Genomic DNA, 19,458 nt, shown 5'->3' on the forward strand with positions numbered 1-19,458 from the left:
ATGGATTTACTATTGATATTAACCTATGCCTCCTTTTGTATTGTGATTTTTAAAGTATTTAAGATCCCGATGAACAAATGGACAGTGCCAACCGCCGTATTAGGAGGCGTGATTCTTATTGGGGCGCTGTTGCTGATAATGAACTACAACCATCCCTATTCACGTTTTGCGCGGGAATACTATGTGACTATTCCCATTACGCCTGCTGTGAAAGGTATAGTCACTTCTGTTGATGTCAAACCTAATACGCCGATTAAACAAGGGGATGTGCTGTTTCGCATCGACCCAACGCCCTATGAAGCTGTTGTTAAAACTAAAAAAGCAGCGTTGTTAGCAGCGGAGCAAGAGGTGCCACAACTAGAGGCAGCATTGGAAACCGCTAAGGCAAATGTGGCGAGAGTTGCCGCAGATAGAGATCGCAATAAATCAGCCTATGACCGTTATGAACAAGGCCATCGTAAAGGTGGGGCTAACTCGCCTTTTACTGCGCTGGAATTAGATAATAAACAACAATTGTATTTAGCCTCTGAAGCACAACTTACTGCGGCGCGAGCGGAAGAGTTACGTGCACGTCTTGCCTATGAGTCCAATGTGGATGGGGTAAATTCTAAAGTTGCCGGACTACAGGGTGATCTTGAAAGTGCACTGTATAATCTCGAGCAAACGGTTGTGCGGGCGCCCGCCGATGGTATTGTCACCCAAATGGCGCTGCGTCCAGGGGCGATGGCGGTTCCCTTACCTTTACGGCCGGTGATGAGTTTTATCCCCGATGAACAGCGGTATTTTGCCGGTGCATTCTGGCAAAATTCGCTGCTGCGTTTACAGGAGGGCGATGAGGCCGAAGTGGTATTAGATGCGGCGCCTGGACAAGTGTTTAAGGGCAAAGTCGCTAAGGTACTCCCTGCGATGGCAGAGGGTGAGATCCAGATGAATGGCACGCTGCAATCGTCCAATCAGCTATTCCAAACAGGGCGGGTTATCGTATTAATCGATATTGAAGACGATGCGATACGCCGTCAATTCCCAGCTGTAGTAGCGGGACAAGTGGCTGTGTATAGTGAACATTTTCACCATGTCGCTGTGATGCGCAAAGTGCTGCTACGGATGCAGGGCTGGTTAAACTATCTGTTCTTCGATGGTCACTAGTAGGGGGGAATCTAACCACTTTGCTTGGATCTGGTTTTAAGCTGCTCGAGAGTTAACAAAAAAGCGCTGACAAGACTGTCAGCGCTTTTTTGTTGTATGCAGTAGGTGAATGCTGGCCGCGATTAAATATCAAAGACCAAGCTGCCCGGTGGGAGGAAGGGCCAGCTTTGACGAATAGGCGAACCATCACCTTGTTCAGCAAAGAAATAAGCCGTTCTTGGGGTGGCGTAGACCACACTGCCTTTTTGCAGCCCCAATTCTTGTAGATGGTAGTGGGTAAAGGTGGCTTCCCACAGTTCTTCACTCTGCCAGCCGATAGGCGCCAGTTCGACACGCACTTCTGCGCCAACCGGTGTTATCGCCACTATGGTAAAAGGAATATGGGCTTGGCTATTGGGTTTATCCGCCAGTGCCAGCTCATGGCTACGCACATAGAGCGCGCCGTTTTGTTGCAGTGGCGCTTGCTCAGGAGGCACTAAGAAGGCGTCACCATTAGTCCAACGATTCTGTTGCCAGTTCGCCTCAAACCGATTGACGTTACCTAAGAAATCAAACACAAAGCGGCTATTGGGTTGGGCATACAACTCAATAGGGGTATTGACCTGCTCAATATGGCCGTTGCTCATTACCACTACTCTATCGGAAAGCTCTAAGGCCTCGTCCTGATCGTGGGTAACAAACACGCTAGTGAATTTCAGCTCATCGTGAAGGCTGCGCAACCAGCGGCGCAGTTCTTTACGCACCTTGGCATCGAGGGCGCCAAAGGGCTCATCGAGTAATAGTACTTCGGGCTGAGTCGCTAAGGCGCGGGCCAAGGCGATACGCTGTTTTTGTCCGCCCGAGAGCTGCTCAGGGTAACGCTGTGCTAGGTGCCCAAGTTGCACCATTTCGAGTAAATGGCTGACGCGCTTTTGGATTTCGGCTTTTGACGGGCGCTGTTTTTTCGGAATGACTTCGAGTCCAAAGGCGACGTTGTCGGCGACTGTCATATGGCGGAACAGGGCATAGTTTTGGAAAACAAACCCGACTCTGCGGTCGCGCACATGCACTTGGGTCACATCGCGATTACCGAAATGGATTTGGCCGCTATCTGCGCCCTCAAGGCCAGCAATAATCCGTAATAGGGTGGTTTTACCCGAGCCGGAAGGGCCGAGAAGACCTATCATCTCGCCTTCTTGAATATCCAGATTGAGCGGCGAGAGCGCCTGAAATTGGCCAAATTTTTTGGAAATATTAGTTAAACGAATACTCATAATGATTGGCTCTGCTCTTGGTTGTCATTGGCGGATAAGCTGCGTTGTTGGCGCCACTCTACTAAGGCTTTTAGCAGTAAGGTAAATAGGGCGATCAAGGCAAGCAGTGACGCGCTCGCGAAGGCGGCTTCGGCCTGATAATCTTCGTAAAGTAATTGCACATGCAAAGGTAAGGTGTTGGTTTCACCACGGATATTGCCAGATACCACGGCAACGGCACCAAACTCACCCACGGCTCTGGCGTTGGTGAGGATCACCCCATAAATCAGCGCCCACTTGATATTGGGCAGAGTCACGCGGCGAAACAGTTGCCACCATGAGGCGCCAAGGATGACTGCGGCTTCTTCCTCCGATGCGCCCTGTTGTTGCATCAAGGGGATTAATTCTCGGGCAACAAAGGGGCAAGTCACGAAAATGGTGACTAATAAAATGCCCGGCCAAGCAAACATGATCTGTAAATCGTGCTCAAACAGCCAAGCGCCAAGCCAGCCGCTGTTGCCGTAAAGTAGTAGATAGAGTAAGCCTGCGACCACGGGCGATACGGCAAAGGGGATATCTATCAAGGTAATGAGTAACTTACGCCCTGGAAACTCAAAGCGTGTCACGCTCCAAGCGAGTAGTACCCCAAACACTAAGTTTATCGGCACAGTGAGCGCCGCGACCATAAGGGTCAACCCAATCGCGTGGAGTGAGTCGGGTTGGCTCAGATGCTCGATATAACGCTCCCAACCACCAACAAAGGCTTGCTGGAAAATACTGACTAACGGCAGCAGTAATAACACCATGGCCAAGAAGACTGCTAGGGTGATCAGGCTCCATTTTATCAGGGGCGCTTCACCGACTCTTAAAGGTTTAAATGAGTTCATGGTGGCTCCTTATCGGCCGTGAATACGGCGTAAATAACGCGCTTGCCACAGGTTAATCAGCAGTAACAGCAGTAAAGATGTTATCAGCACGATAGATGCAATGGCACTTGCGCCAGCAAAATCAAACTCCTGTAAGCGAACAAAGATCATCAATGAGGTGATTTCACTGATGTAGGGCATATTACCGGCGATAAAAATCACCGCGCCAAATTCTCCAAGACTGCGGGTAAAAGACAGTGCCGTGCCAACCATTAAAGCTGGCCACAGTGAGGGCAAAATCACCCGCCAAAACACCGCGCTATCGGTTGCGCCTAAGGTCATGCCAGCTTCTTCTTCATCGTTGGATAACTCTTCCAATACGGGCTGGACGGTGCGCACCACGAAGGGAATGCTGGTGAAGATCATCGCGACCACAATCCCCAATGGCGTGTAGGCCACTTTGATGCCAATTTCGGCCAATAGGCTACCAATCTGACCATTTTCAGCATAGAGAGTGGCTAAGGTAATACCCGCGACGGCTGTGGGTAAGGCAAAGGGTAAATCGACTAAGGCGTCGAGGAGGCGTTTACCTGGAAACTCATAACGAACCAATACCCAGGCGAGTAATAGCCCGAAAAGACAGTTAAATAGGGAGGCGGCCAGTGCCGACAAGATAGTGATTTTGTAGCTTGCTAGTACGCGGGGATCGGTAATCACGCCCCAATACTCGGCCCAGCTCATCTGGCTGGTTTGCATAATCAGGCCTGTGGTGGGGAGTAAAAGAATCAAGCTGACAAACAGCAAAGACACACCCAGGCTGATACTAAACCCCGGCAAAACCCGCTTGTGGCGTAAGCGCCCATTATTAAATATCACTGAATAACCACCCGATAAGGTTAATGGAGTTAATCCAATATTATTATGCCATTAGCACGTTATTGCTCAATCACGATAAAGACTGCTGATGTTTATCTTTATTGCGATATAACCACAAAACCCGGGACATTGCCCGGGTTGTAGGTTTGATGACTTAGGTACCCAAGCGGATGATCAACGCTTTAATAACTCATCCAGTTTAGCGCCATTGGCAAATTGGGTCTTCATCGCGTTGTCCCAGTTACCAATGATTTGCTCAACGGTCATTAACTCAACCGCAGGGAACTGTTTGGTAAATTCGGCAACCACTTTCTCATTGTGAACGCGGTAGTTAAATCCGGCTAACAAACGTTGTGATTCTTCGCTGTAAAGATAGTTTAGATACTCGGTCGCTAATTCTTGCGTGCCGTTACGCTTAGCATTTTTCTCTACTACGGCAACGGGGAATTCTGCCAGAATCGAGGTTTTAGGCACGACAACTTGGTAATCATCGGCGCCATATTGCTGACGAATATTGTTAACTTCAGATTCGAAGGTGATCAACACATCGCCGATGCCACGCTCAACAAACGAAGTGGTTGCACCACGGCCGCCTGTGTCAAACACGGCAACGTTACCAAGGAACTTTTTCAAAAACGTATCTAAAGAAGCCTGATTATCTTTGCCATAGTTTTTCTGGGCATAACCTAAGGCGGCTAAATAAGTGTAACGAGCATTACCTGAGGTTTTTGGATTCGGGAACACCAGCTTAACGTCATCTTTAGCTAAATCATTCCAGTCGCTGATTTGTTTTGGATTGTCCTTACGCACTAAAAACGCGATGGTAGAGTAGTAAGGTGAACTGGCATTAGGCAGCAGTTGTTGCCAGTTTTCAGGGATCAACTTGCCGCGATCATGCAGAATTTGTACATCGGTGACTTGGTTAAAAGTCACCACATCCGCGGGTAAGCCTTGCAGAATCGAGCGAGCCTGCGCTGAAGAACCTGCATGAGACTGTTTGATTTCAACCGTTTTACCGGTTTTTTCTTGCCAATGTTTAGCAAATACTGGGTTATAGGCACTAAATAATTCCCGTGAGATATCGTAAGAGGAATTAAGTAAGGTCTGATCGGCGGCTGCGGCATTGAGGGAAGCGCCCAGTAATAGGGTTCCTAGCAGGGCCTTAGTGAATTTTACTGGCATTTTGTGCTCCTTAATCTGGCAACTGTGTCAGGGTATAGAGATAGAGTAATTGAAGTTTTTACTTATAAAAAGCTAGTTAAATAGAACTTTTTTGAATAACTATGAGCAATTAATTGTATGCCATAGGTGATATTCATCGTGTTTGTTGTGGCTAAGCCCCTTAAAATATCCCTATGCGAGTTGCTTTTATCAAATAAAGGATAAACCCTGTGTCTGACTTTATGACTATTGAAGCCTGTATCGGGCAAACGCCGCTAGTTCGTCTGCAACGGTTGGATTGCGGGAGCTCTACGGTACTGTTAAAGCTAGAGGGCAATAATCCTGCTGGCTCGGTAAAGGATCGTGCCGCACTGAATATGATTAACCAGGCGGAGCTTCGCCAAGAAATCGCCCCAGGTGATACTTTGATTGAAGCCACCAGTGGTAACACTGGGATTGCCTTAGCGATGGCCGCAGCGATTAAGGGCTACAAGATGATCTTGATTATGCCGTCGAATTCGACCCAAGAGCGTAAGGATGCCATGCAGGCGTATGGCGCCGAGCTGCTGCTGGTGGACAATATGGAAGCTGCGCGGGATTTGGCCTTAGATCTTCAGGCTCAAGGCAAAGGTAAGGTACTGGATCAGTTCAATAATCAAGATAACGCAAATGCGCATTTTCTCACAACTGGCCCAGAGATTTGGCAGCAGAGCCAAGGCAAGATCACTCACTTTGTTTCCAGCATGGGTACCACAGGTACCATTATGGGCGTGTCGAAATACCTAAAAAGCCGCAACCCCGATATCACCATTGTCGGGCTACAACCCGCTAATGGCAGTTCTATTCCGGGGATTCGCCGCTGGCCGCAGGAATATTTACCGGGTATTTTTGATGCAGCCCGTGTCGATGCCGTGATGGATATAGAAGAGCAAGATGCCAAAGCAATGGCAAGAACTTTAGCGCGTGAAGAAGGTATTTGTGCTGGCGTGAGTTCTGGCGGCGCGGTATTTGCAGCGCTTGAGATAGCGAGGCAGAATCCGAGGGCCGTTGTGGTTGCGATTGTGTGCGATAGGGGCGACCGTTATCTATCATCTGGGTTATTTTCTTAAGCCGCGTTTTATCCACTGATCCTCGCATTTGGGATTTCTTCTGCAATAAAAATGGGCGTGTATCGCCCATTTTTATCACTTATTGCTTAAGCACTCATAGTTTCAAGCATCGCTTAAATCATCATGGCCCAATGATTATGGCTGCGGTGGAAACTGCGCCAAAATCCGGCTTACCGCCTTAGCGGTGTCTTGGGCTTTTTTATCGCCGCCCGCATCAAAATCGAAACTATCGGTACCGCGCCAAATCAGCTTATTGGTTTTAGCATCGATAATATCAATTTGAATGGTTTGAATTTTTGCTGTGTCACTGCCAAGAGGCACGCCAACGCTGGTGCCTATGCCAATGCCGCCAGAACGGCCAAAACTGCCCGTGCCTAAGCCTATAGATAGACCTGAGTCTTTAGGCTTGTCTTGGGTCAGTAAGCCATAGGCGACTTTAAAATCGGGGGAAGAAGCATTTTCGGTAAAGCCTTTTTGGCTTAATTGCTGGGTGATTTCGGTTTGAATACGCTGGGCACTGAGCGGATCGTCGTTGGGCTGTGGAGCAAGCTGCGAGAAACTCTGCAATGCCTTAAAGTTATAATTGAGATCGTAATCGTTTTTCGGCTTAGTGCTGCAAGCACTTAAAAAGACCGTGGCGATGAACAAACTGGCGATGTATTTGTATCTCATCATTGCACTCCAAATTGTACGAACAGTATTCAATGTGCCTTGATTAACAGTAAGACTGCAAGTAATTTAGTGAAAAGTGTTTGATTTTTGTTAAGTATAGAAGGTCACACATTTTACGTACTTAAACTGGCAGAGTAGCCCAAGATCATGGAACAGTTAGCCTTTTTCGATATTCCTAGCCCTTGTATCGGTGTATGCCAAACCGATGCGCGGGGCTATTGTAAAGGTTGCCTGCGCAGTCGTGATGAGCGGTTTAATTGGTTGCATTTTACCGATGCCGAAAAACATGATGTGATCCGTTTATGTCATCAACGGAAACGTCGGCGGGAGCTGGCCTTGTATAAGGCGCGTCAGCAAGCACTTGAGCAGGAGCGGGCCGCTATCAATCCACAGCTTGATTTTGCGCCACAGACCGCCACAGAGTTGGATTTAGGCGATCTTGCTCTCGACGAATAATCTCAATGAGCCTTTTTGATAAGATGATACAAACTAGAGGTGCTAAATTTGCCGCTTTTTCGGCCAGCTTAAGGTGAAACGCGTCTGGGCTGGATGGCTGGTGACATTGACCTCACCCTGATGACGCTGCATGATCCGCTTGATAATCGCTAAACCCAAACCATGACCCTTATTGCCATTTTGCACCGATTGGCTGCGGTAAAAGGGCTCGAACACTTTAGGTAAATCCACCTCAGGGATAGGCTCTCCATCATTGCTCACACTTAGTGTTACCCGTTGCTGGGTTTGGCTGACTTCAATCAAGATTTGATGGCGAGCAAAACGCTGTGCATTGGTCAGTAGATTTTGCAGTGCTCGCTCAATCAATGCTGGTTCGCCAAATAAGGGCAGGGTATCTATATCTGTATGCAAGGTTATTGGGGTTTCACTCAATGCACCTAAACGTTTAATGGATTGATTAATCAAGGTGATAAGATCGTATTCATCTAGAGGCATTTCACGCTGGGATTCTAAACTGGCGTAGGTGAGTAATTCTTGCAGTAGGTTTTCCATTTCCTTAATGTCGAGCTGCATTTCATTGAGAAAATCCTGACGCTTTTGTTCGTCAGAGTCAGGTTGGCAGTACATGGGCATTAAGGCGAGGGCGAATTTAAGTCGCGCAAGGGGCGTGCGAATCTCGTGGGAAACCGCATTGGACAAATGTTTTTGGTTTTCAATCAATGCGCTGATATGCCTCGCCATTTCATTAAAGGTATTGGCTAAGGGTTTTACCTGAGAGCGGTTCGAGAGATTGATGCGAGTATCCCATTTGGCTTCGCCAAAATCCTTTGTGGCCTTACGCAATATGCTTAAGTCCCGCGAGAGTGGTCCAACCCAAATCAAAGCGACGAGTGCGAGTGACAAATAGAAAAACAGAGTGAATAAATTACGCAGATCGGCTCTGGGGTCTATCTCAATAGGACCCGCCATTAATACTTGTTCACCTACCTGAATAAACTGGAATTGTTCGCCCTCACTGGTTGTGGTGGTGACTACATGATTGGGTGTCAGAACTTGATCTTTCGCCAGTGCAATTTGATCTGGACTGAGTAGATTTAACGGCAGCTGACTATCGGTTGTGAGTGCTTCTAAGTAATCGTGGCGGCTCTCCTCTGGAAGCTGGGTCAACAGCTGGGCAAATGCAACCAGAGGAGCATCTAAGGGATTATTTTCATCTACATTTTTCTTCCATAGGCTGTCCAGTGTCCAGCCTATGCCCAGAAAACTGAGACTCAGCAGTAAATATAAGCTGATAAAGAGACGTTTCACGGGAGTTCTTAGTTGTTCCAAGCCTCAGGGGCGAAGAGATAGCCTTGTCCCCAAACGGTTTTGATTCTGAAGGGGGTCTCAATATTGTCGTTGAGCTTTTTGCGAAGTCTTGAGATCCGCACATCGATCTTTCTGTCTTTACCATCAAAATCAATATTGAGCAGTAATTGATAGATATATTGACGACTCAGTACTTGTCCTGCCTGTGATGCCAGTAACCACAGGAGTTCAAACTCATGGCTGGTGAGGTCGACTTCTTTGTTGTCGAGTCGAATTGCATGGGTATGGGGATCGATACTGAGTTTACCAAAAGTCAGGCAATGGGATTCGGCCTGAGGCGGTTGGTTTTGGCGGCGTAATAGGTTGTTGATACGGGCAACCAGCAGGGCAGGATCAACGGGTTTAACCACATAGTCGTCGGCACCGAGTTCTAGTCCCTTGATCTGATCTTCGCTCGAGCCTAAGGCACTCATCAACAGGATCGGGCCGGCAAAGTAATCGGGTAACTTTTCGCACAGGCTAAGGCCATCAATTCCTGGCAACATAATGTCTAGCAGGATGATATCAGGCTTATAGTTGATTAAGCGGGTTAACACTGTGTCGCCACGACGCTCTACTTCAACGTGCATGCCGTGGGATTTCAAATAATCTACGATTAAATTCGCGAGACGGACATCATCTTCAACCAGTAACACTCTGTGGGGTGATTGTGGATTCGTCATTAAAATAAACTCCAAGGGTTACGGTAACGTCTGCGCACCTGAGGCTGCGAGGTCGACGTGATTTTTAATTTGGCTCCAGCCAGTGTTTGGTTGGTATCCTTACTGACCAGAACAAAGTGAATATCGTTTAGCGTACTGACATTCAATGTGATTTCATGTTGTTCTAGCGATTCGCTGCACCATTTAGGATAGGCATTGTTGTCAGATAAGATACAAACCAGCTCATTTTTAGCGAGTTGCCACTGCAACTCTACACGGATTTCACAGGCTTGGTTTTCATCCCCCGTGATACAGATTTCAGGGGTCAGTTTTAATTTTGACTCTTCATTTGGAGCGGCAAGTGCATGAGTCGGTCCCATTAAGCTAACGCTTAGACCGAATATGCATAGCATCCTAATATGAAGGGGCGTCACTCTTGTTAAAACCTATACGCTGCGCCAATAAAATAAGTGCTGCTATAGTCTTGATTGAGCAAGGGACTGGCGGCTATTTCATCTGCAATTTGTGTGTAGCGGAACGCAAAGAGGATATCCCAGTTATCAGTTAAGATATAACGGGCTGTCATTTCGACCCCTTTATTCCAGCCAGCATCAGCATGGTAATGTTTGCTCCAATAATCATTTTCACTCGGGCGTACACCATAGTAATAGTCGACGACGTTGGTACTTTTCCAATCAAATACGAGTGACATATCCATTACCCAGCGGGTTAAATGCCAACCATAGGTCCATTTAATTTGCGCTTCAGCGCCTTGATGCACATCAAACATATCATGGGTGTAGGCTAACCTAACTACGCCTAATGGGGTATAAATAAATGCTTCAGCGCCACCTAATAACGTAAAGTTACGCGATTCTAAGGAATTAAACACGGGTTCGGGTTCACTGCTGAGAACTGTCTTGGTCGAGAGCATTCTCGCCCCATCCTGTGAGCTTCGCTCCAAAAAGATATTCGAAGGGTCCCAGCGATAGAAATAAGCTCTATCCATACTATAGCTGGTCACTAAGTTGACGCTGAAATATTGCTGCTCAACTAAGCTATAGCCTAAGTTACCGTTATCAAAAAACCAATGATCACCATAGTAAGCTACAGTTGGGATAAAAAAGACCGGAATATCATCAAAATCCCTAAGAGGGTTGGTTTTTTGCCCCCAACCGACCGCCACGCCTAAATCCCAGTTGCGCATTTCAATACATTCATCTTTAGTGACGCACGGTTCTTTGGCCATTCCAATTGAAGGTAGGCTAAGCGCGGTGAGTAAGATTAATAATGTTCGATACATGATATGCGTTCGGATTTAATGACAGTCTGTAATGGGCAACAGATTAGCATTTTATGCTTAATTCCACAGTGCTTTCACCTGAAGGGATGCAAAATGATACAGATATCATACAAATAGCATATATGTAGATCTCGTAATCAATTGAAAGACATCATAAAAGCATAAAATGCACTTGCTTAGCGCTTTTGTCGACGTTGGTGTGTTGTATTTATACTGTTTTTCTTTTTGGGTGTTGGTGTTACTAATTTGGGTTGGTGCAGCAAATAAAATGCCATTCATTGTCGGAATGGCATTCGTAAAACTCGATGAAACCTGATTACAGCTAGGAGCTAAAGGAAGTAAAACCGATCAGTTGAGTTCTTTTAGTGTCTGATAGCCCATTTCTGTTAGCTGGTCATTCACGCAGTCGAGGACATATTGTTTAAGCTCGGCATTTTCAATCTGATCTTCAGATGCCATCTGTTGGCATACTTCGGTCAGTTGAGCGATATCATTTGCAGGCGCAGGAGGAAGTGTTGATTCATCGGCAAAGCTAGCAAAACTGATTAGCGCCGACAGGGTGATAACAGCTGATAACGTTTTCATTTTATTTCCTTTAGTTATTGATAGTTAACAACAGCCTAACTGGTTTCCCATCATGCCGCTGTGTCAACAGATAGCAATTTATCATTGCTATTATTTTTTAGATATAAATAATTTTTCACTCATTTTGTCAGCTATTTTTTGTCGAATTATCATGGTTGTTTTATGGGCAGGCTTAAGTGCCTAAGCCAGTCAAAAATGCCGATCTCATCCTTCGTAAACCGCGCGAATCCCCCTGATTTTCCACTACCAAGCTGAGCTTATTTTACTATGACGTTCTTACCACCCTTAAGTTTCATCATCCAGAGCAGCATATTTGTAATTAATATGTTTAAAAATAGACTTATCTCAACTTTGGTCTATTTATGGGATGAAGTTAATCTTTTTGATGGTTTTTACGGATTACTAGAGAGTGCATTTGTTGATAGGAGTGTAGAAAGTTTGAACTATAGCAAAATTGCCCTATAAATGAGATTTGGCGCACTATTTTTACCCATGTGTTATAGATATTTGAATCTTAAGAGATTAATTTTTAGCCTGTAGATTTTTTTATTTATTAATTTTTTATCTTGATGATTTTAATGGTTAATTTGTTTATTTGTTATGATTATAAGATTTAGATTGTGATCTTCTTTGTTGTTATCTAAACTTCGCCGCTTTTTATCGAACTATAAGTGCAAATTATTGTACTGAAATTTACTTATCATTTTGGGGACTTTCTGTGTCGACAAAACTGGCGAATCCGGCTCCATTAGGTTTAATGGGCTTTGGTATGACGACTATCCTGCTAAACATTCATAATGCAGGGTACTTTCCGATTGACTCGATGATCTTAGCTATGGGGATTTTCTATGGCGGACTGGGTCAAATTATCGTGGGCATTATGTGCTTTATGCGTGGTGATACCTTTGGTACAACCGCCTTTACCTCTTACGGCTTATTCTGGTTGACCTTAGTTGGGCTTATTTTAATGCCAAATGCTGGGGTTGCGGCGAGCCCAACCTATTTTATGGGATGGTACTTAACCCTTTGGGGAATTTTTACAGCCTTTATGTTCGTCGGTTCGCTACGTTATCCAAGGGCTAAGCAGTTTGTGTTTGCTTCGTTGACGATTCTATTCTTCCTTCTGGCGGCGAGAGATTTTACTGGCAGTGCGCTTATTGGCACCATCGCGGGTTTTGAAGGGATTATCTGTGGTGCGAGTGCAATTTACTTTGCCATGGCGCAAGTGCTTAATAATGAATATGGCCGCACTATTTTACCGATAGGCGAGCTTAAAGCTAAGGTCTAACTGGGTTCTTAGTTTATGCAAAAGGCTGAATCATTCAGCCTTTTGCATTTTTGACGGGTCAGTAATGTTAAAACTTACGACATCAGATTTTGGTTTGGATAAATGCAATACAGGCATTATCTAGACTACGGTTAGAGATATAGCTGGTCCCCGTTTTATGGGTGATTAGGAACCCTTTATCCGTTTGCACAATACGATAAATATCCGTCCAGAGAATTTGAGCGTTTACATATTGTGATTTTGTGTGGATACCTTGCTCATCAACGATAAGGGTGACTTCATTATTGGCGGCTTTGCTCATCATTTGCCGCATCAACCACCACGCTTTGTTGTATTTTACATTTAATGCTTCAATCACCCCGAGCCCAACAAAGAAATAGGCCAGATAGAGGCTGACATCCGCAAAAATCAGCGCAATGCCAATGAGCCCGAAACCTATGGCTTTATAATAAGGTTTGAGAGTGGGATCGGGTTTGACGGACTGGGTATAACACTCGTCAAAATGCGCTTTATCTAAGATGTAAGTTGTGGAATAACAATAGGGTGTGGTCATGTCTTATTTACTAATCAAAAGTTTAATTATCTAAAGCCGGATAGCGCGCTAGTTTAGCGGGTTAGCTGCGTAAAGTAACGATTTTTGGGATAAGTCTGCAGTAGCGATAAGGCGCAAAATACCGTGTTATCGTACCTGCGCCCGTACCTGCGCGATAGTTCGCTTATGGTTTAATAGCGGTTTCGCTCTGCGGGAATATCACTCAGATACTCAACAAACTCGACTTCAAATCCATGGGCATCAAAAAAGTAAATATTGCGGCGATAGGGATCTTCCATGCCCTCTTTTGTTATCGGAAAACCTGCTTGAGTCAGTCTGGTGATGATTGTATCTAAATCACTTACGACAAAAGCAAAATGGGCTAAGCCAATTTGATGACCCGTTAAGTCGCGGTTTTCCCCTTCTCCGTTATCACTAAAAGCAATATATTGATAATCATCACCAAAGTGGATCCAGTTACGCGGTTTGCTATACCAAGTGCTTTCCCCTCCACCACGAATACGCCAATGGGGGAAGGCGGCTTGGTAAAAGGTTAATGCTTTAGGGATATCGTCGACAACGAGGTTGATGTGCTCTAAATGGATCATAATGCGTTCCTTGTTATGGGTGTTATTCATCCAAGCGGCTTACATACCGTAGCAGTATTCCTGCTGCTTGGGATAGGGTTGATGAGTATGGCGTTGGCGAATAGGTGCTAAGGCTTGGGCGTATTGGTGCAACATAAACAGGCTGTATTCCACTCTCTCTCTCAAGGCGATATCGCGCGCACCCTGGGGCGTTGCATTGAGCACATTCTCAACATCACGAATAATTAAGTGGTCAGGAATAGGGACCAATTTATTGTTTTTTAATGCATTCATTTTGACTTCCACAATGGGGTAAGCACCGCTAATGCCGCTGCAAACTGAAATCAGCAACACCGGCTTATGGGCAGTTTCCTGACGGCTACACATCAATAGGAAGTTTTTAAGCAGTGGCGATGCCATTCCACCCCATTCGGGCGTAATCAAAACGAGGGCATCCGCAGCATCGACTCTTTGCTCTATCTCAGGCCAATGTTCGCCCTTGTTGTCCTCTTCACCATCCCAAAATGGCAAATTGAACTGGCAAAGTTCTAAGTGATGGATAGCGTCGTAACCGACACTATGGGGCGATAAAAAACTGGTTTCGGCTATGTATTTCGCGACTTTAGCGCTTTGCGAGTTGGCTCTTTGACTGGTGCTGATGATGAGTAAGTTCATTATGTAAACCTATTTGTTTATAAATTATTTGTAAGGTAATTGCTTTATTTAATCTTGTAAAGGATAAAATAAATAAAAAACTTTATTTATTCTGTTAAAAGGTAGGCGATTGAGGGATAATCCGAGGCGAAGAGCGGAGAGCGCATATGAAAACTACTGATAAGATTATTCAATTACTCAAATTGCATGGCCCGTTAACGGCTAAGACCCTAGCGGAAGAGCTTGCGTTGACCACTATGGGCGTTCGCCAGCATTTGCAAGCCTTAGAAGAGGCGGGTGATGTCGATATTGAAGACAGAGTTGAAGGCCGCGGACGCCCAACCCGGTATTGGGGATTAACGGAGCAGAGTAGAACCCACTTTGCCGATCGCCACAGTGAGCTTAGTTTGCAATTGATTGATTCCGTAAAAACGATATTTGGTGATCAGGGGTTGGATAAACTGATTGAGCATAGAGAGCAAACTGCTATGCAGCAGTATCGTAGCGCGTTGCAAGGTATGACGGATATTACCAGCCGTTTAACTAAATTGGTGGAGTTACGTACCCTCGAAGGCTATATGGCGACGCAGGAACAAGCGGATGGGGTGTTCTGGTTACTTGAGAATCATTGTCCAATTTGCAGCGCAGCGACGAAATGCCAAAATTTTTGTCGCTCCGAACTACAACAATTCCAGCAGTTATTTGCCGATATCGCTACTGTAAGCCGTGAAGAGCATATCATCGACGGCGCTCGTCGCTGTGCCTATCGCATTGCGCCTTTATCTTAGAGCAGGATGGTGTGATGCAATCAAAACGCGGTCGTCTCGATAGATACCTAGCTGTTAAGTTACAAATTCACCGTAAAGCCGTGCGAGAACTCTTGCTGGCGGAGCGAGTATATGTGGATGGCACGCCTGCGAAAGCGCTCGATCTGCTGGTGGATGAATTTTCCCACATAGTGTTTGATGGGCAAGTCTTACAGGCCAACCAGCCCGTGTACTTGATGTTGCACAAGCCCGTTGGGGTAGTGAGTGCGACCAAAGACAAGGAGCACCGCACTGTGATTGATTTACTCGATTGCGAAGCTCGCCATGAGCTGCATATTGCTGGGCGGTTAGATTTAAACTCATCGGGTTTATTGTTACTGACCAATGATAGTCGTTGGTCCGAGGCGTTAATGTCACCCGAGCAAAAAGTGGATAAAGTGTATCGAGTGACTTTAGCCTATCCCTTGAGTGAGGACTATGTCGCGGCATTCGCGCAGGGCATGTATTTTGGCTTTGAAGATATCACCACACAGCCTGCAAAGTTGACTATCCTCGACACTCATATTGCAGAGGTTACTTTAAGGGAAGGGAAGTACCATCAAATCAAGCGGATGTTTGGTCGTTTCCGTAATCCAGTGGTGGGATTACACCGCCTTTCCATTGGTGAGATTACCCTAGATAAACACTTAAGCCCTGGTGATAGCCGGATGTTGACTGCACAAGAAGTCGCCTCTATCTATCATTCAAAAATGAAGTAACTCGAGACGGTGCATAAAGCGCTGATATGCACTTAAAAACATAACCCTTAAGAGCATGTTGACGTTTTGAGATTGAATTTCGTTCTGGCTCGCTCATTAGGTTAAGTAAAATAGCGATACTGCGCGGACTTTATCTTGCATAGATCGTGAACCAAAGGGTTGCAAAAATAATCCTGAAACGTCAATACACCTCGGCATACGATTGTTTGAAGGACGCTGTAACAAACACGTAAGGATAACATTAGTCTGGCACAGCACGGCTACGGCTGTGCCAGTGAAAATGTGTTAGAGCCTGAATGCACTGACTTGATTACGCATGCTGCTAGCCAGTTTGGTTAGGTTTATAACAGACTCGCTTAGCTCATGTGCTGAGCGAGTCGAGTCATCGGTAATATCACTGATCGCAATAATGCTACGGTTAATACTTTCGGCCACACTACTTTGCTCTTCAGCTGCAGTCGCAATATGGGCGTTGAGCTCAGCAATGTTATCTACTGAAGCTACAATTTCTTTTAAGGCCTGACCTGCTTCATTGGCTTTATTATTGGCATCATCGACTTGTTTGATACCAACTTCCATTGCATTAACTGCTTCTTTAACCCCTTTTTGTAGCGTTGCGATCATCGCTTCAATTTCTTGGGTGGACTTTTGAGTTCGTTGAGCTAGCGTTCTGACTTCATCGGCGACAACGGCAAAACCTCGACCCTGTTCGCCTGCGCGAGCAGCTTCGATCGCGGCGTTTAATGCCAATAGGTTGGTTTGTTCGGCAATACTCTTTATCACATCTAAAACTCGACCAATACTTTGGCTTTCATTGGATAAAAAGCCAATCACTTGCGCCGTTTTTTGAATTTGTTCTGAAAGTTGAGACATGCTGCTAATTGAGTCAATGACGATACGGTTACCATTCGCCGCATAAGTATCCGCATCCTTTGCCGAATCCGCAGCGGCTGAAGTACTCTGCGCGACCTCTGCCACAGTCGCCGTCATTTCATTCATTGCTGTTGCAGTTTGTTCAGTTTCAGCTTGTTGCTGTTGCATGCGTTTATTGGTTTCTTGGGTAAAACTACTTAGCTCGGTCGCGGAGCTATTAACCGTATTTGCTGCTTCAGCGATGGAGTGCAAAATCCCTCTCAAATGTTCAATAACTTGAGTGAGGCTAGTCGAAATAAGTCCGAGTTCATCATTATTAAAAGTACGGAATTTAACTGTGAGATCGGAGTCTTGGCGGATCGTTTTTAAATTGCGCACAATATCATTGATGGGATTCATCACACTGCGATTAACCCAAAGTCCAATCAAAATACTGATCAGCATTGCAAGCCCTGCAAGAGTGGCAAAGATGGCAATCGATGAGTGATAAATCTCGTTAGCGGTAGCTCTTTCCTGACCTGCAATTTTGATTTGTAGTGCGATAAGTTCTGATATTTTGCCACTTATCGGATCGATTGCTTGGTAAAGCGGTAATATTTTGTCATTCAGTTGGTAAGCTACATCGCCATTCCCCCCCCTAAGATATGAAATGAGTAGCTCAACTTGTTGATTAGCTGGTGAAAATAACTGTTCAGCTTGTTGTGCAAGTCGAGATTCTTCTTGGGTAAGTTCAGTTGCAAGGTATTTGGGCCAGTACTGATTGATCGTTTTGCTGGCATTTTCAAGCGCATTAGCCGCTTGCGAAGCGCTAAATCCGCCAGCATTGGCTTTATTGATCGCGTCAATTACATCAACGGCATATTTATCGGCGATGACTTTAAGATCTTCTAAAGGAACCACTCTGTCGTTATAGATACGCTCGACGCCATATTCGATTTTTCCCATCATATAAATGGCGATAAAACCAATGGTTACTAGCATTAGGAGCGGCACGAGAATGCCAATAAACATTTTTTGTTTTATTTGAAGACCATTCATATGGATTTCCTCAGTGTATTCTGGGAGGCTTTTAGGCAGAACTCGAGCAGTCCATGATGAGTCTGTATGAATAGTTATAGCAAACATGCCAAATGAGGTTGGAGATTTAAGGAAATAAAATCGCAGAAACAAAAAAACCTCGCTTAGCGAGGTTTTTATGTTGGTACAGATGAGAGGACTTGAACCTCCACGCCCGCAAGGGCACCAGCACCTGAAGCTGGCGTGTCTACCAATTCCACCACATCTGCATTGGTATTCGACAGGTTGTCGAACTAAGTTGAATCGCAATTTGGTACAGGTGAGAGGACTTGAACCTCCACGCCCGTAAGGGCACCAGCACCTGAAGCTGGCGTGTCTACCAATTCCACCACACCTGCACTGTACTTTAATTGCAATCCTTTAACACTGGTCGCTAAGGCAACCAACTTAAAGATGGTGCCCGAACCCGGAATCGAACCAGGGACACGAGGATTTTCAATCCTCTGCTCTACCGACTGAGCTATTCGGGCGACGGGCGCAATTTAAAGGCTTTTCGGCTTTTGAGTCAACTGATTTTTACTAAATAATGTAAAAAGTGATGCGGTTGGGTAAGTTTTACTCGAATCGAGTATTTATTGAGTCCTAGCGGGAATGACAAGAGAAAATACTCAGTGCCACTTAAAGGGGATAAACGTAAAAAATGTCCGTAGAAGACGAAAAAATGCCCCTTTAAAAGGGGCATTTCTATTTAGTTAGATAATATTTCATTGTTTGGGAAGTTAGCTTGCATTACCATTAGCACGTTTTGCTTCAGTTGGTTCTGACCTAACTCACCATAAGCTTCTGCCATAATCTCCAGTGCTCGCTCAGTTGACGGTGTACCGGGATACGTTTCTAACACAGATTGTGCACGAACAGCAGCAGCACTCCAAGCGTTCATTTTGATATAGTATTCAGCAACTTGAATGGAATATTTCGCTAAACGGTTTTTTAGCGATAGCATGCGTTTTTGTGCATCAGCGGCATATTTGCTGTTGGGATAGGTTTTGATTAGACGGTCAAAATCCTTAAAGGCATCTTGGGCATTTTTCGGATCACGATCGGTTCTATCGATATTCAACATATCGTGGAAAAGATAGCTATCCGCCTGCATATTGACGAGTCCTCGCATATAGTAGACATAGTCGATATTGGGGTGGGTTGGATTGAGACGGATGAATCTGTCAATGTTAGCAATGCCAGAGGCAACATCGTCCATTTTGTAATAAGCATAAATCAGATCCAATTGAACCTGAGTTTTATGTGGTCCGAACGGGAAGCGAGAGTCTAGCGCCTCCAATGAACGGACAGCTTTAGAGTAATTGCCAAGCTCCATGGAGGTTCTTGCCTGAGAATAAAGCTCGTCAGGTGAGGTTTTGGCGGCAATATCGTTATCTTCAGGACTGCTACTACAGGCTGATAACGCTAGTGAAAATAGGACTAAGGTTAAGCCTTTGGAGAATTTATACATACTTGAATTCAATTCTTTATAAGTTGTAGTTAAGAATTTTTCCATTTCACGATAAAA

General features: G+C 45.3%; 21 protein-coding genes and 3 tRNA genes. 6 read left to right on the top strand and 18 right to left on the bottom strand.

Going from position 1 to position 19,458, the window contains the following annotated elements:
- Nucleotides 1-1,146 carry an HlyD family secretion protein gene (locus FJD32_RS05300; protein ID WP_140906507.1) on the top strand — a complete coding sequence of 382 codons (1,146 nt, stop codon included), beginning with the start codon at nt 1-3 and terminating at the stop codon, nt 1,144-1,146.
- A 122-nt stretch (nt 1,147-1,268) separates the two neighbouring features.
- Here FJD32_RS05300 and FJD32_RS05305 read toward each other — a convergent pair whose 3' ends face one another.
- From FJD32_RS05305 to cysP, 4 genes are all read right to left on the bottom strand, one after another.
- Complete coding sequence (locus FJD32_RS05305; protein ID WP_140906508.1) at nt 1,269-2,399, bottom strand: sulfate/molybdate ABC transporter ATP-binding protein; 1,131 nt, start codon at nt 2,397-2,399, stop codon at nt 1,269-1,271.
- Nucleotides 2,396-3,265, bottom strand: coding sequence for a sulfate ABC transporter permease subunit CysW (gene cysW, locus FJD32_RS05310; protein WP_140906509.1), 870 nt, complete (start codon nt 3,263-3,265; stop codon nt 2,396-2,398). The genes FJD32_RS05305 and cysW overlap by 4 nt, the downstream gene beginning before the upstream one ends.
- A gap of 9 nt (nt 3,266-3,274) precedes the next feature.
- Nucleotides 3,275-4,120: a sulfate/thiosulfate ABC transporter permease CysT gene (gene cysT, locus FJD32_RS05315; protein WP_140906510.1), complete on the bottom strand. Its 846-nt coding sequence runs from the start codon at nt 4,118-4,120 to the stop codon at nt 3,275-3,277.
- Nucleotides 4,121-4,294: 174 nt separating this feature from the next.
- Nucleotides 4,295-5,302, bottom strand: a complete 1,008-nt coding sequence (gene cysP, locus FJD32_RS05320; RefSeq protein ID WP_140906511.1) for a thiosulfate ABC transporter substrate-binding protein CysP — start codon at nt 5,300-5,302, stop codon at nt 4,295-4,297.
- Nucleotides 5,303-5,523: 221 nt separating this feature from the next.
- Here cysP and cysM point away from each other — a divergent pair, with 221 nt between their 5' ends.
- Complete coding sequence (cysM, locus tag FJD32_RS05325; protein ID WP_205403051.1) at nt 5,524-6,390, top strand: cysteine synthase CysM; 867 nt, start codon at nt 5,524-5,526, stop codon at nt 6,388-6,390.
- A 135-nt stretch (nt 6,391-6,525) separates the two neighbouring features.
- On the opposite strand, the gene FJD32_RS05330 is transcribed toward cysM, so the two are convergent.
- Entirely contained in the window at nt 6,526-7,062 is a 537-nt protein-coding gene (locus tag FJD32_RS05330; protein WP_037429744.1) for a DUF4136 domain-containing protein, read from the bottom strand.
- Between the two features lie 147 nt (nt 7,063-7,209).
- On the opposite strand from FJD32_RS05330, the gene FJD32_RS05335 reads away from it, so the two are divergent.
- Nucleotides 7,210-7,518, top strand: a complete 309-nt coding sequence (locus FJD32_RS05335) for a DUF1289 domain-containing protein (protein ID WP_055646679.1) — start codon at nt 7,210-7,212, stop codon at nt 7,516-7,518.
- Nucleotides 7,519-7,560: 42 nt separating this feature from the next.
- Here FJD32_RS05335 and FJD32_RS05340 read toward each other — a convergent pair whose 3' ends face one another.
- From FJD32_RS05340 to FJD32_RS05360, 5 genes are all read right to left on the bottom strand, one after another.
- On the bottom strand, nt 7,561-8,826 hold the full coding sequence (locus tag FJD32_RS05340; protein ID WP_140906513.1) for an ATP-binding protein: 1,266 nt from the start codon (nt 8,824-8,826) through the stop codon (nt 7,561-7,563).
- An 8-nt stretch (nt 8,827-8,834) separates the two neighbouring features.
- Nucleotides 8,835-9,548: a winged helix-turn-helix domain-containing protein gene (locus FJD32_RS05345; protein WP_011073412.1), complete on the bottom strand. Its 714-nt coding sequence runs from the start codon at nt 9,546-9,548 to the stop codon at nt 8,835-8,837.
- Nucleotides 9,548-9,940, bottom strand: coding sequence for a DUF3019 domain-containing protein (locus FJD32_RS05350; RefSeq protein ID WP_080612404.1), 393 nt, complete (start codon nt 9,938-9,940; stop codon nt 9,548-9,550). Before FJD32_RS05350 ends, FJD32_RS05345 begins: the two co-directional genes overlap by 1 nt.
- A 26-nt stretch (nt 9,941-9,966) precedes the next feature.
- The gene (locus tag FJD32_RS05355) at nt 9,967-10,830 is read right to left on the bottom strand and encodes a MipA/OmpV family protein (RefSeq protein ID WP_140906514.1); all 864 of its coding nucleotides are present in this window, start codon (nt 10,828-10,830) and stop codon (nt 9,967-9,969) included.
- Between the two features lie 348 nt (nt 10,831-11,178).
- Nucleotides 11,179-11,415: a hypothetical protein gene (locus FJD32_RS05360; RefSeq protein WP_037421337.1), complete on the bottom strand. Its 237-nt coding sequence runs from the start codon at nt 11,413-11,415 to the stop codon at nt 11,179-11,181.
- A gap of 718 nt (nt 11,416-12,133) precedes the next feature.
- Here FJD32_RS05360 and FJD32_RS05365 point away from each other — a divergent pair.
- Nucleotides 12,134-12,703 (top strand): GPR1/FUN34/YaaH family transporter, encoded by a 570-nt coding sequence (locus FJD32_RS05365; RefSeq protein ID WP_047537352.1) that lies wholly within the window; start codon nt 12,134-12,136, stop codon nt 12,701-12,703.
- Between the two features lie 82 nt (nt 12,704-12,785).
- Here the strand turns inward: FJD32_RS05365 and FJD32_RS05370 are convergent, their stop codons facing one another.
- The 3 genes from FJD32_RS05370 to FJD32_RS05380 all read right to left on the bottom strand — a co-directional run bounded on the left by FJD32_RS05370 (nt 12,786) and on the right by FJD32_RS05380 (nt 14,497).
- Nucleotides 12,786-13,256, bottom strand: coding sequence for a YcxB family protein (locus FJD32_RS05370; RefSeq protein WP_037421331.1), 471 nt, complete (start codon nt 13,254-13,256; stop codon nt 12,786-12,788).
- A 170-nt stretch (nt 13,257-13,426) separates the two neighbouring features.
- Nucleotides 13,427-13,843, bottom strand: a complete 417-nt coding sequence (locus FJD32_RS05375) for a VOC family protein (RefSeq protein WP_140906515.1) — start codon at nt 13,841-13,843, stop codon at nt 13,427-13,429.
- A gap of 39 nt (nt 13,844-13,882) precedes the next feature.
- On the bottom strand, nt 13,883-14,497 hold the full coding sequence (locus tag FJD32_RS05380; RefSeq protein WP_140906516.1) for an NAD(P)H-dependent oxidoreductase: 615 nt from the start codon (nt 14,495-14,497) through the stop codon (nt 13,883-13,885).
- A gap of 146 nt (nt 14,498-14,643) precedes the next feature.
- Between FJD32_RS05380 and FJD32_RS05385 the strand changes: the two genes are divergently transcribed.
- Both FJD32_RS05385 and FJD32_RS05390 read left to right on the top strand, forming a co-directional pair.
- On the top strand, nt 14,644-15,264 hold the full coding sequence (locus FJD32_RS05385; protein ID WP_037421325.1) for a metalloregulator ArsR/SmtB family transcription factor: 621 nt from the start codon (nt 14,644-14,646) through the stop codon (nt 15,262-15,264).
- 14 nt (nt 15,265-15,278) lie between these two features.
- Nucleotides 15,279-16,001 (top strand): 16S rRNA pseudouridine(516) synthase, encoded by a 723-nt coding sequence (locus tag FJD32_RS05390; protein ID WP_088586813.1) that lies wholly within the window; start codon nt 15,279-15,281, stop codon nt 15,999-16,001.
- A 285-nt stretch (nt 16,002-16,286) separates the two neighbouring features.
- On the opposite strand, the gene FJD32_RS05395 is transcribed toward FJD32_RS05390, so the two are convergent.
- The 5 genes from FJD32_RS05395 to FJD32_RS05415 all read right to left on the bottom strand — a co-directional run bounded on the left by FJD32_RS05395 (nt 16,287) and on the right by FJD32_RS05415 (nt 19,401).
- Nucleotides 16,287-17,912: a methyl-accepting chemotaxis protein gene (locus FJD32_RS05395; protein ID WP_140906517.1), complete on the bottom strand. Its 1,626-nt coding sequence runs from the start codon at nt 17,910-17,912 to the stop codon at nt 16,287-16,289.
- Between the two features lie 161 nt (nt 17,913-18,073).
- Nucleotides 18,074-18,160, bottom strand: a tRNA-Leu gene (locus FJD32_RS05400).
- A 42-nt stretch (nt 18,161-18,202) separates the two neighbouring features.
- Nucleotides 18,203-18,289 (bottom strand) — tRNA-Leu (locus FJD32_RS05405).
- Between the two features lie 56 nt (nt 18,290-18,345).
- Nucleotides 18,346-18,421: transfer RNA gene (locus FJD32_RS05410), tRNA-Phe, on the bottom strand.
- Nucleotides 18,422-18,639: 218 nt separating this feature from the next.
- On the bottom strand, nt 18,640-19,401 hold the full coding sequence (locus FJD32_RS05415) for an outer membrane protein assembly factor BamD (protein WP_011073401.1): 762 nt from the start codon (nt 19,399-19,401) through the stop codon (nt 18,640-18,642).
- Nucleotides 19,402-19,458 lie beyond the last annotated feature (57 nt).

This window comes from Shewanella sp. LC6 (genome assembly GCF_006385735.2).
Classification (GTDB): domain Bacteria; phylum Pseudomonadota; class Gammaproteobacteria; order Enterobacterales; family Shewanellaceae; genus Shewanella; species Shewanella xiamenensis.

Excerpts from the sequence above, each read along its gene's own strand:
- FJD32_RS05300 (WP_140906507.1), top strand. The coding sequence starts at position 1 with ATGGATTTACTATTGATATTAACCTATGCCTCCTTTTGTATTGTGATT.
- FJD32_RS05305 (WP_140906508.1), bottom strand. The coding sequence starts at position 2,399 with ATGAGTATTCGTTTAACTAATATTTCCAAAAAATTTGGCCAATTTCAG.
- cysW (WP_140906509.1), bottom strand. The coding sequence starts at position 3,265 with ATGAACTCATTTAAACCTTTAAGAGTCGGTGAAGCGCCCCTGATAAAA.
- cysP (WP_140906511.1), bottom strand. The coding sequence starts at position 5,302 with ATGCCAGTAAAATTCACTAAGGCCCTGCTAGGAACCCTATTACTGGGC.
- cysM (WP_205403051.1), top strand. The coding sequence starts at position 5,524 with ATGACTATTGAAGCCTGTATCGGGCAAACGCCGCTAGTTCGTCTGCAA.
- FJD32_RS05330 (WP_037429744.1), bottom strand. The coding sequence starts at position 7,062 with ATGAGATACAAATACATCGCCAGTTTGTTCATCGCCACGGTCTTTTTA.
- FJD32_RS05335 (WP_055646679.1), top strand. The coding sequence starts at position 7,210 with ATGGAACAGTTAGCCTTTTTCGATATTCCTAGCCCTTGTATCGGTGTA.
- FJD32_RS05345 (WP_011073412.1), bottom strand. The coding sequence starts at position 9,548 with ATGACGAATCCACAATCACCCCACAGAGTGTTACTGGTTGAAGATGAT.
- FJD32_RS05350 (WP_080612404.1), bottom strand. The coding sequence starts at position 9,940 with ATGCTATGCATATTCGGTCTAAGCGTTAGCTTAATGGGACCGACTCAT.
- FJD32_RS05355 (WP_140906514.1), bottom strand. The coding sequence starts at position 10,830 with ATGTATCGAACATTATTAATCTTACTCACCGCGCTTAGCCTACCTTCA.
- FJD32_RS05360 (WP_037421337.1), bottom strand. The coding sequence starts at position 11,415 with ATGAAAACGTTATCAGCTGTTATCACCCTGTCGGCGCTAATCAGTTTT.
- FJD32_RS05370 (WP_037421331.1), bottom strand. The coding sequence starts at position 13,256 with ATGACCACACCCTATTGTTATTCCACAACTTACATCTTAGATAAAGCG.
- FJD32_RS05375 (WP_140906515.1), bottom strand. The coding sequence starts at position 13,843 with ATGATCCATTTAGAGCACATCAACCTCGTTGTCGACGATATCCCTAAA.
- FJD32_RS05380 (WP_140906516.1), bottom strand. The coding sequence starts at position 14,497 with ATGAACTTACTCATCATCAGCACCAGTCAAAGAGCCAACTCGCAAAGC.
- FJD32_RS05385 (WP_037421325.1), top strand. The coding sequence starts at position 14,644 with ATGAAAACTACTGATAAGATTATTCAATTACTCAAATTGCATGGCCCG.
- FJD32_RS05390 (WP_088586813.1), top strand. The coding sequence starts at position 15,279 with ATGCAATCAAAACGCGGTCGTCTCGATAGATACCTAGCTGTTAAGTTA.
- FJD32_RS05395 (WP_140906517.1), bottom strand. The coding sequence starts at position 17,912 with ATGAATGGTCTTCAAATAAAACAAAAAATGTTTATTGGCATTCTCGTG.
- FJD32_RS05415 (WP_011073401.1), bottom strand. The coding sequence starts at position 19,401 with ATGTATAAATTCTCCAAAGGCTTAACCTTAGTCCTATTTTCACTAGCG.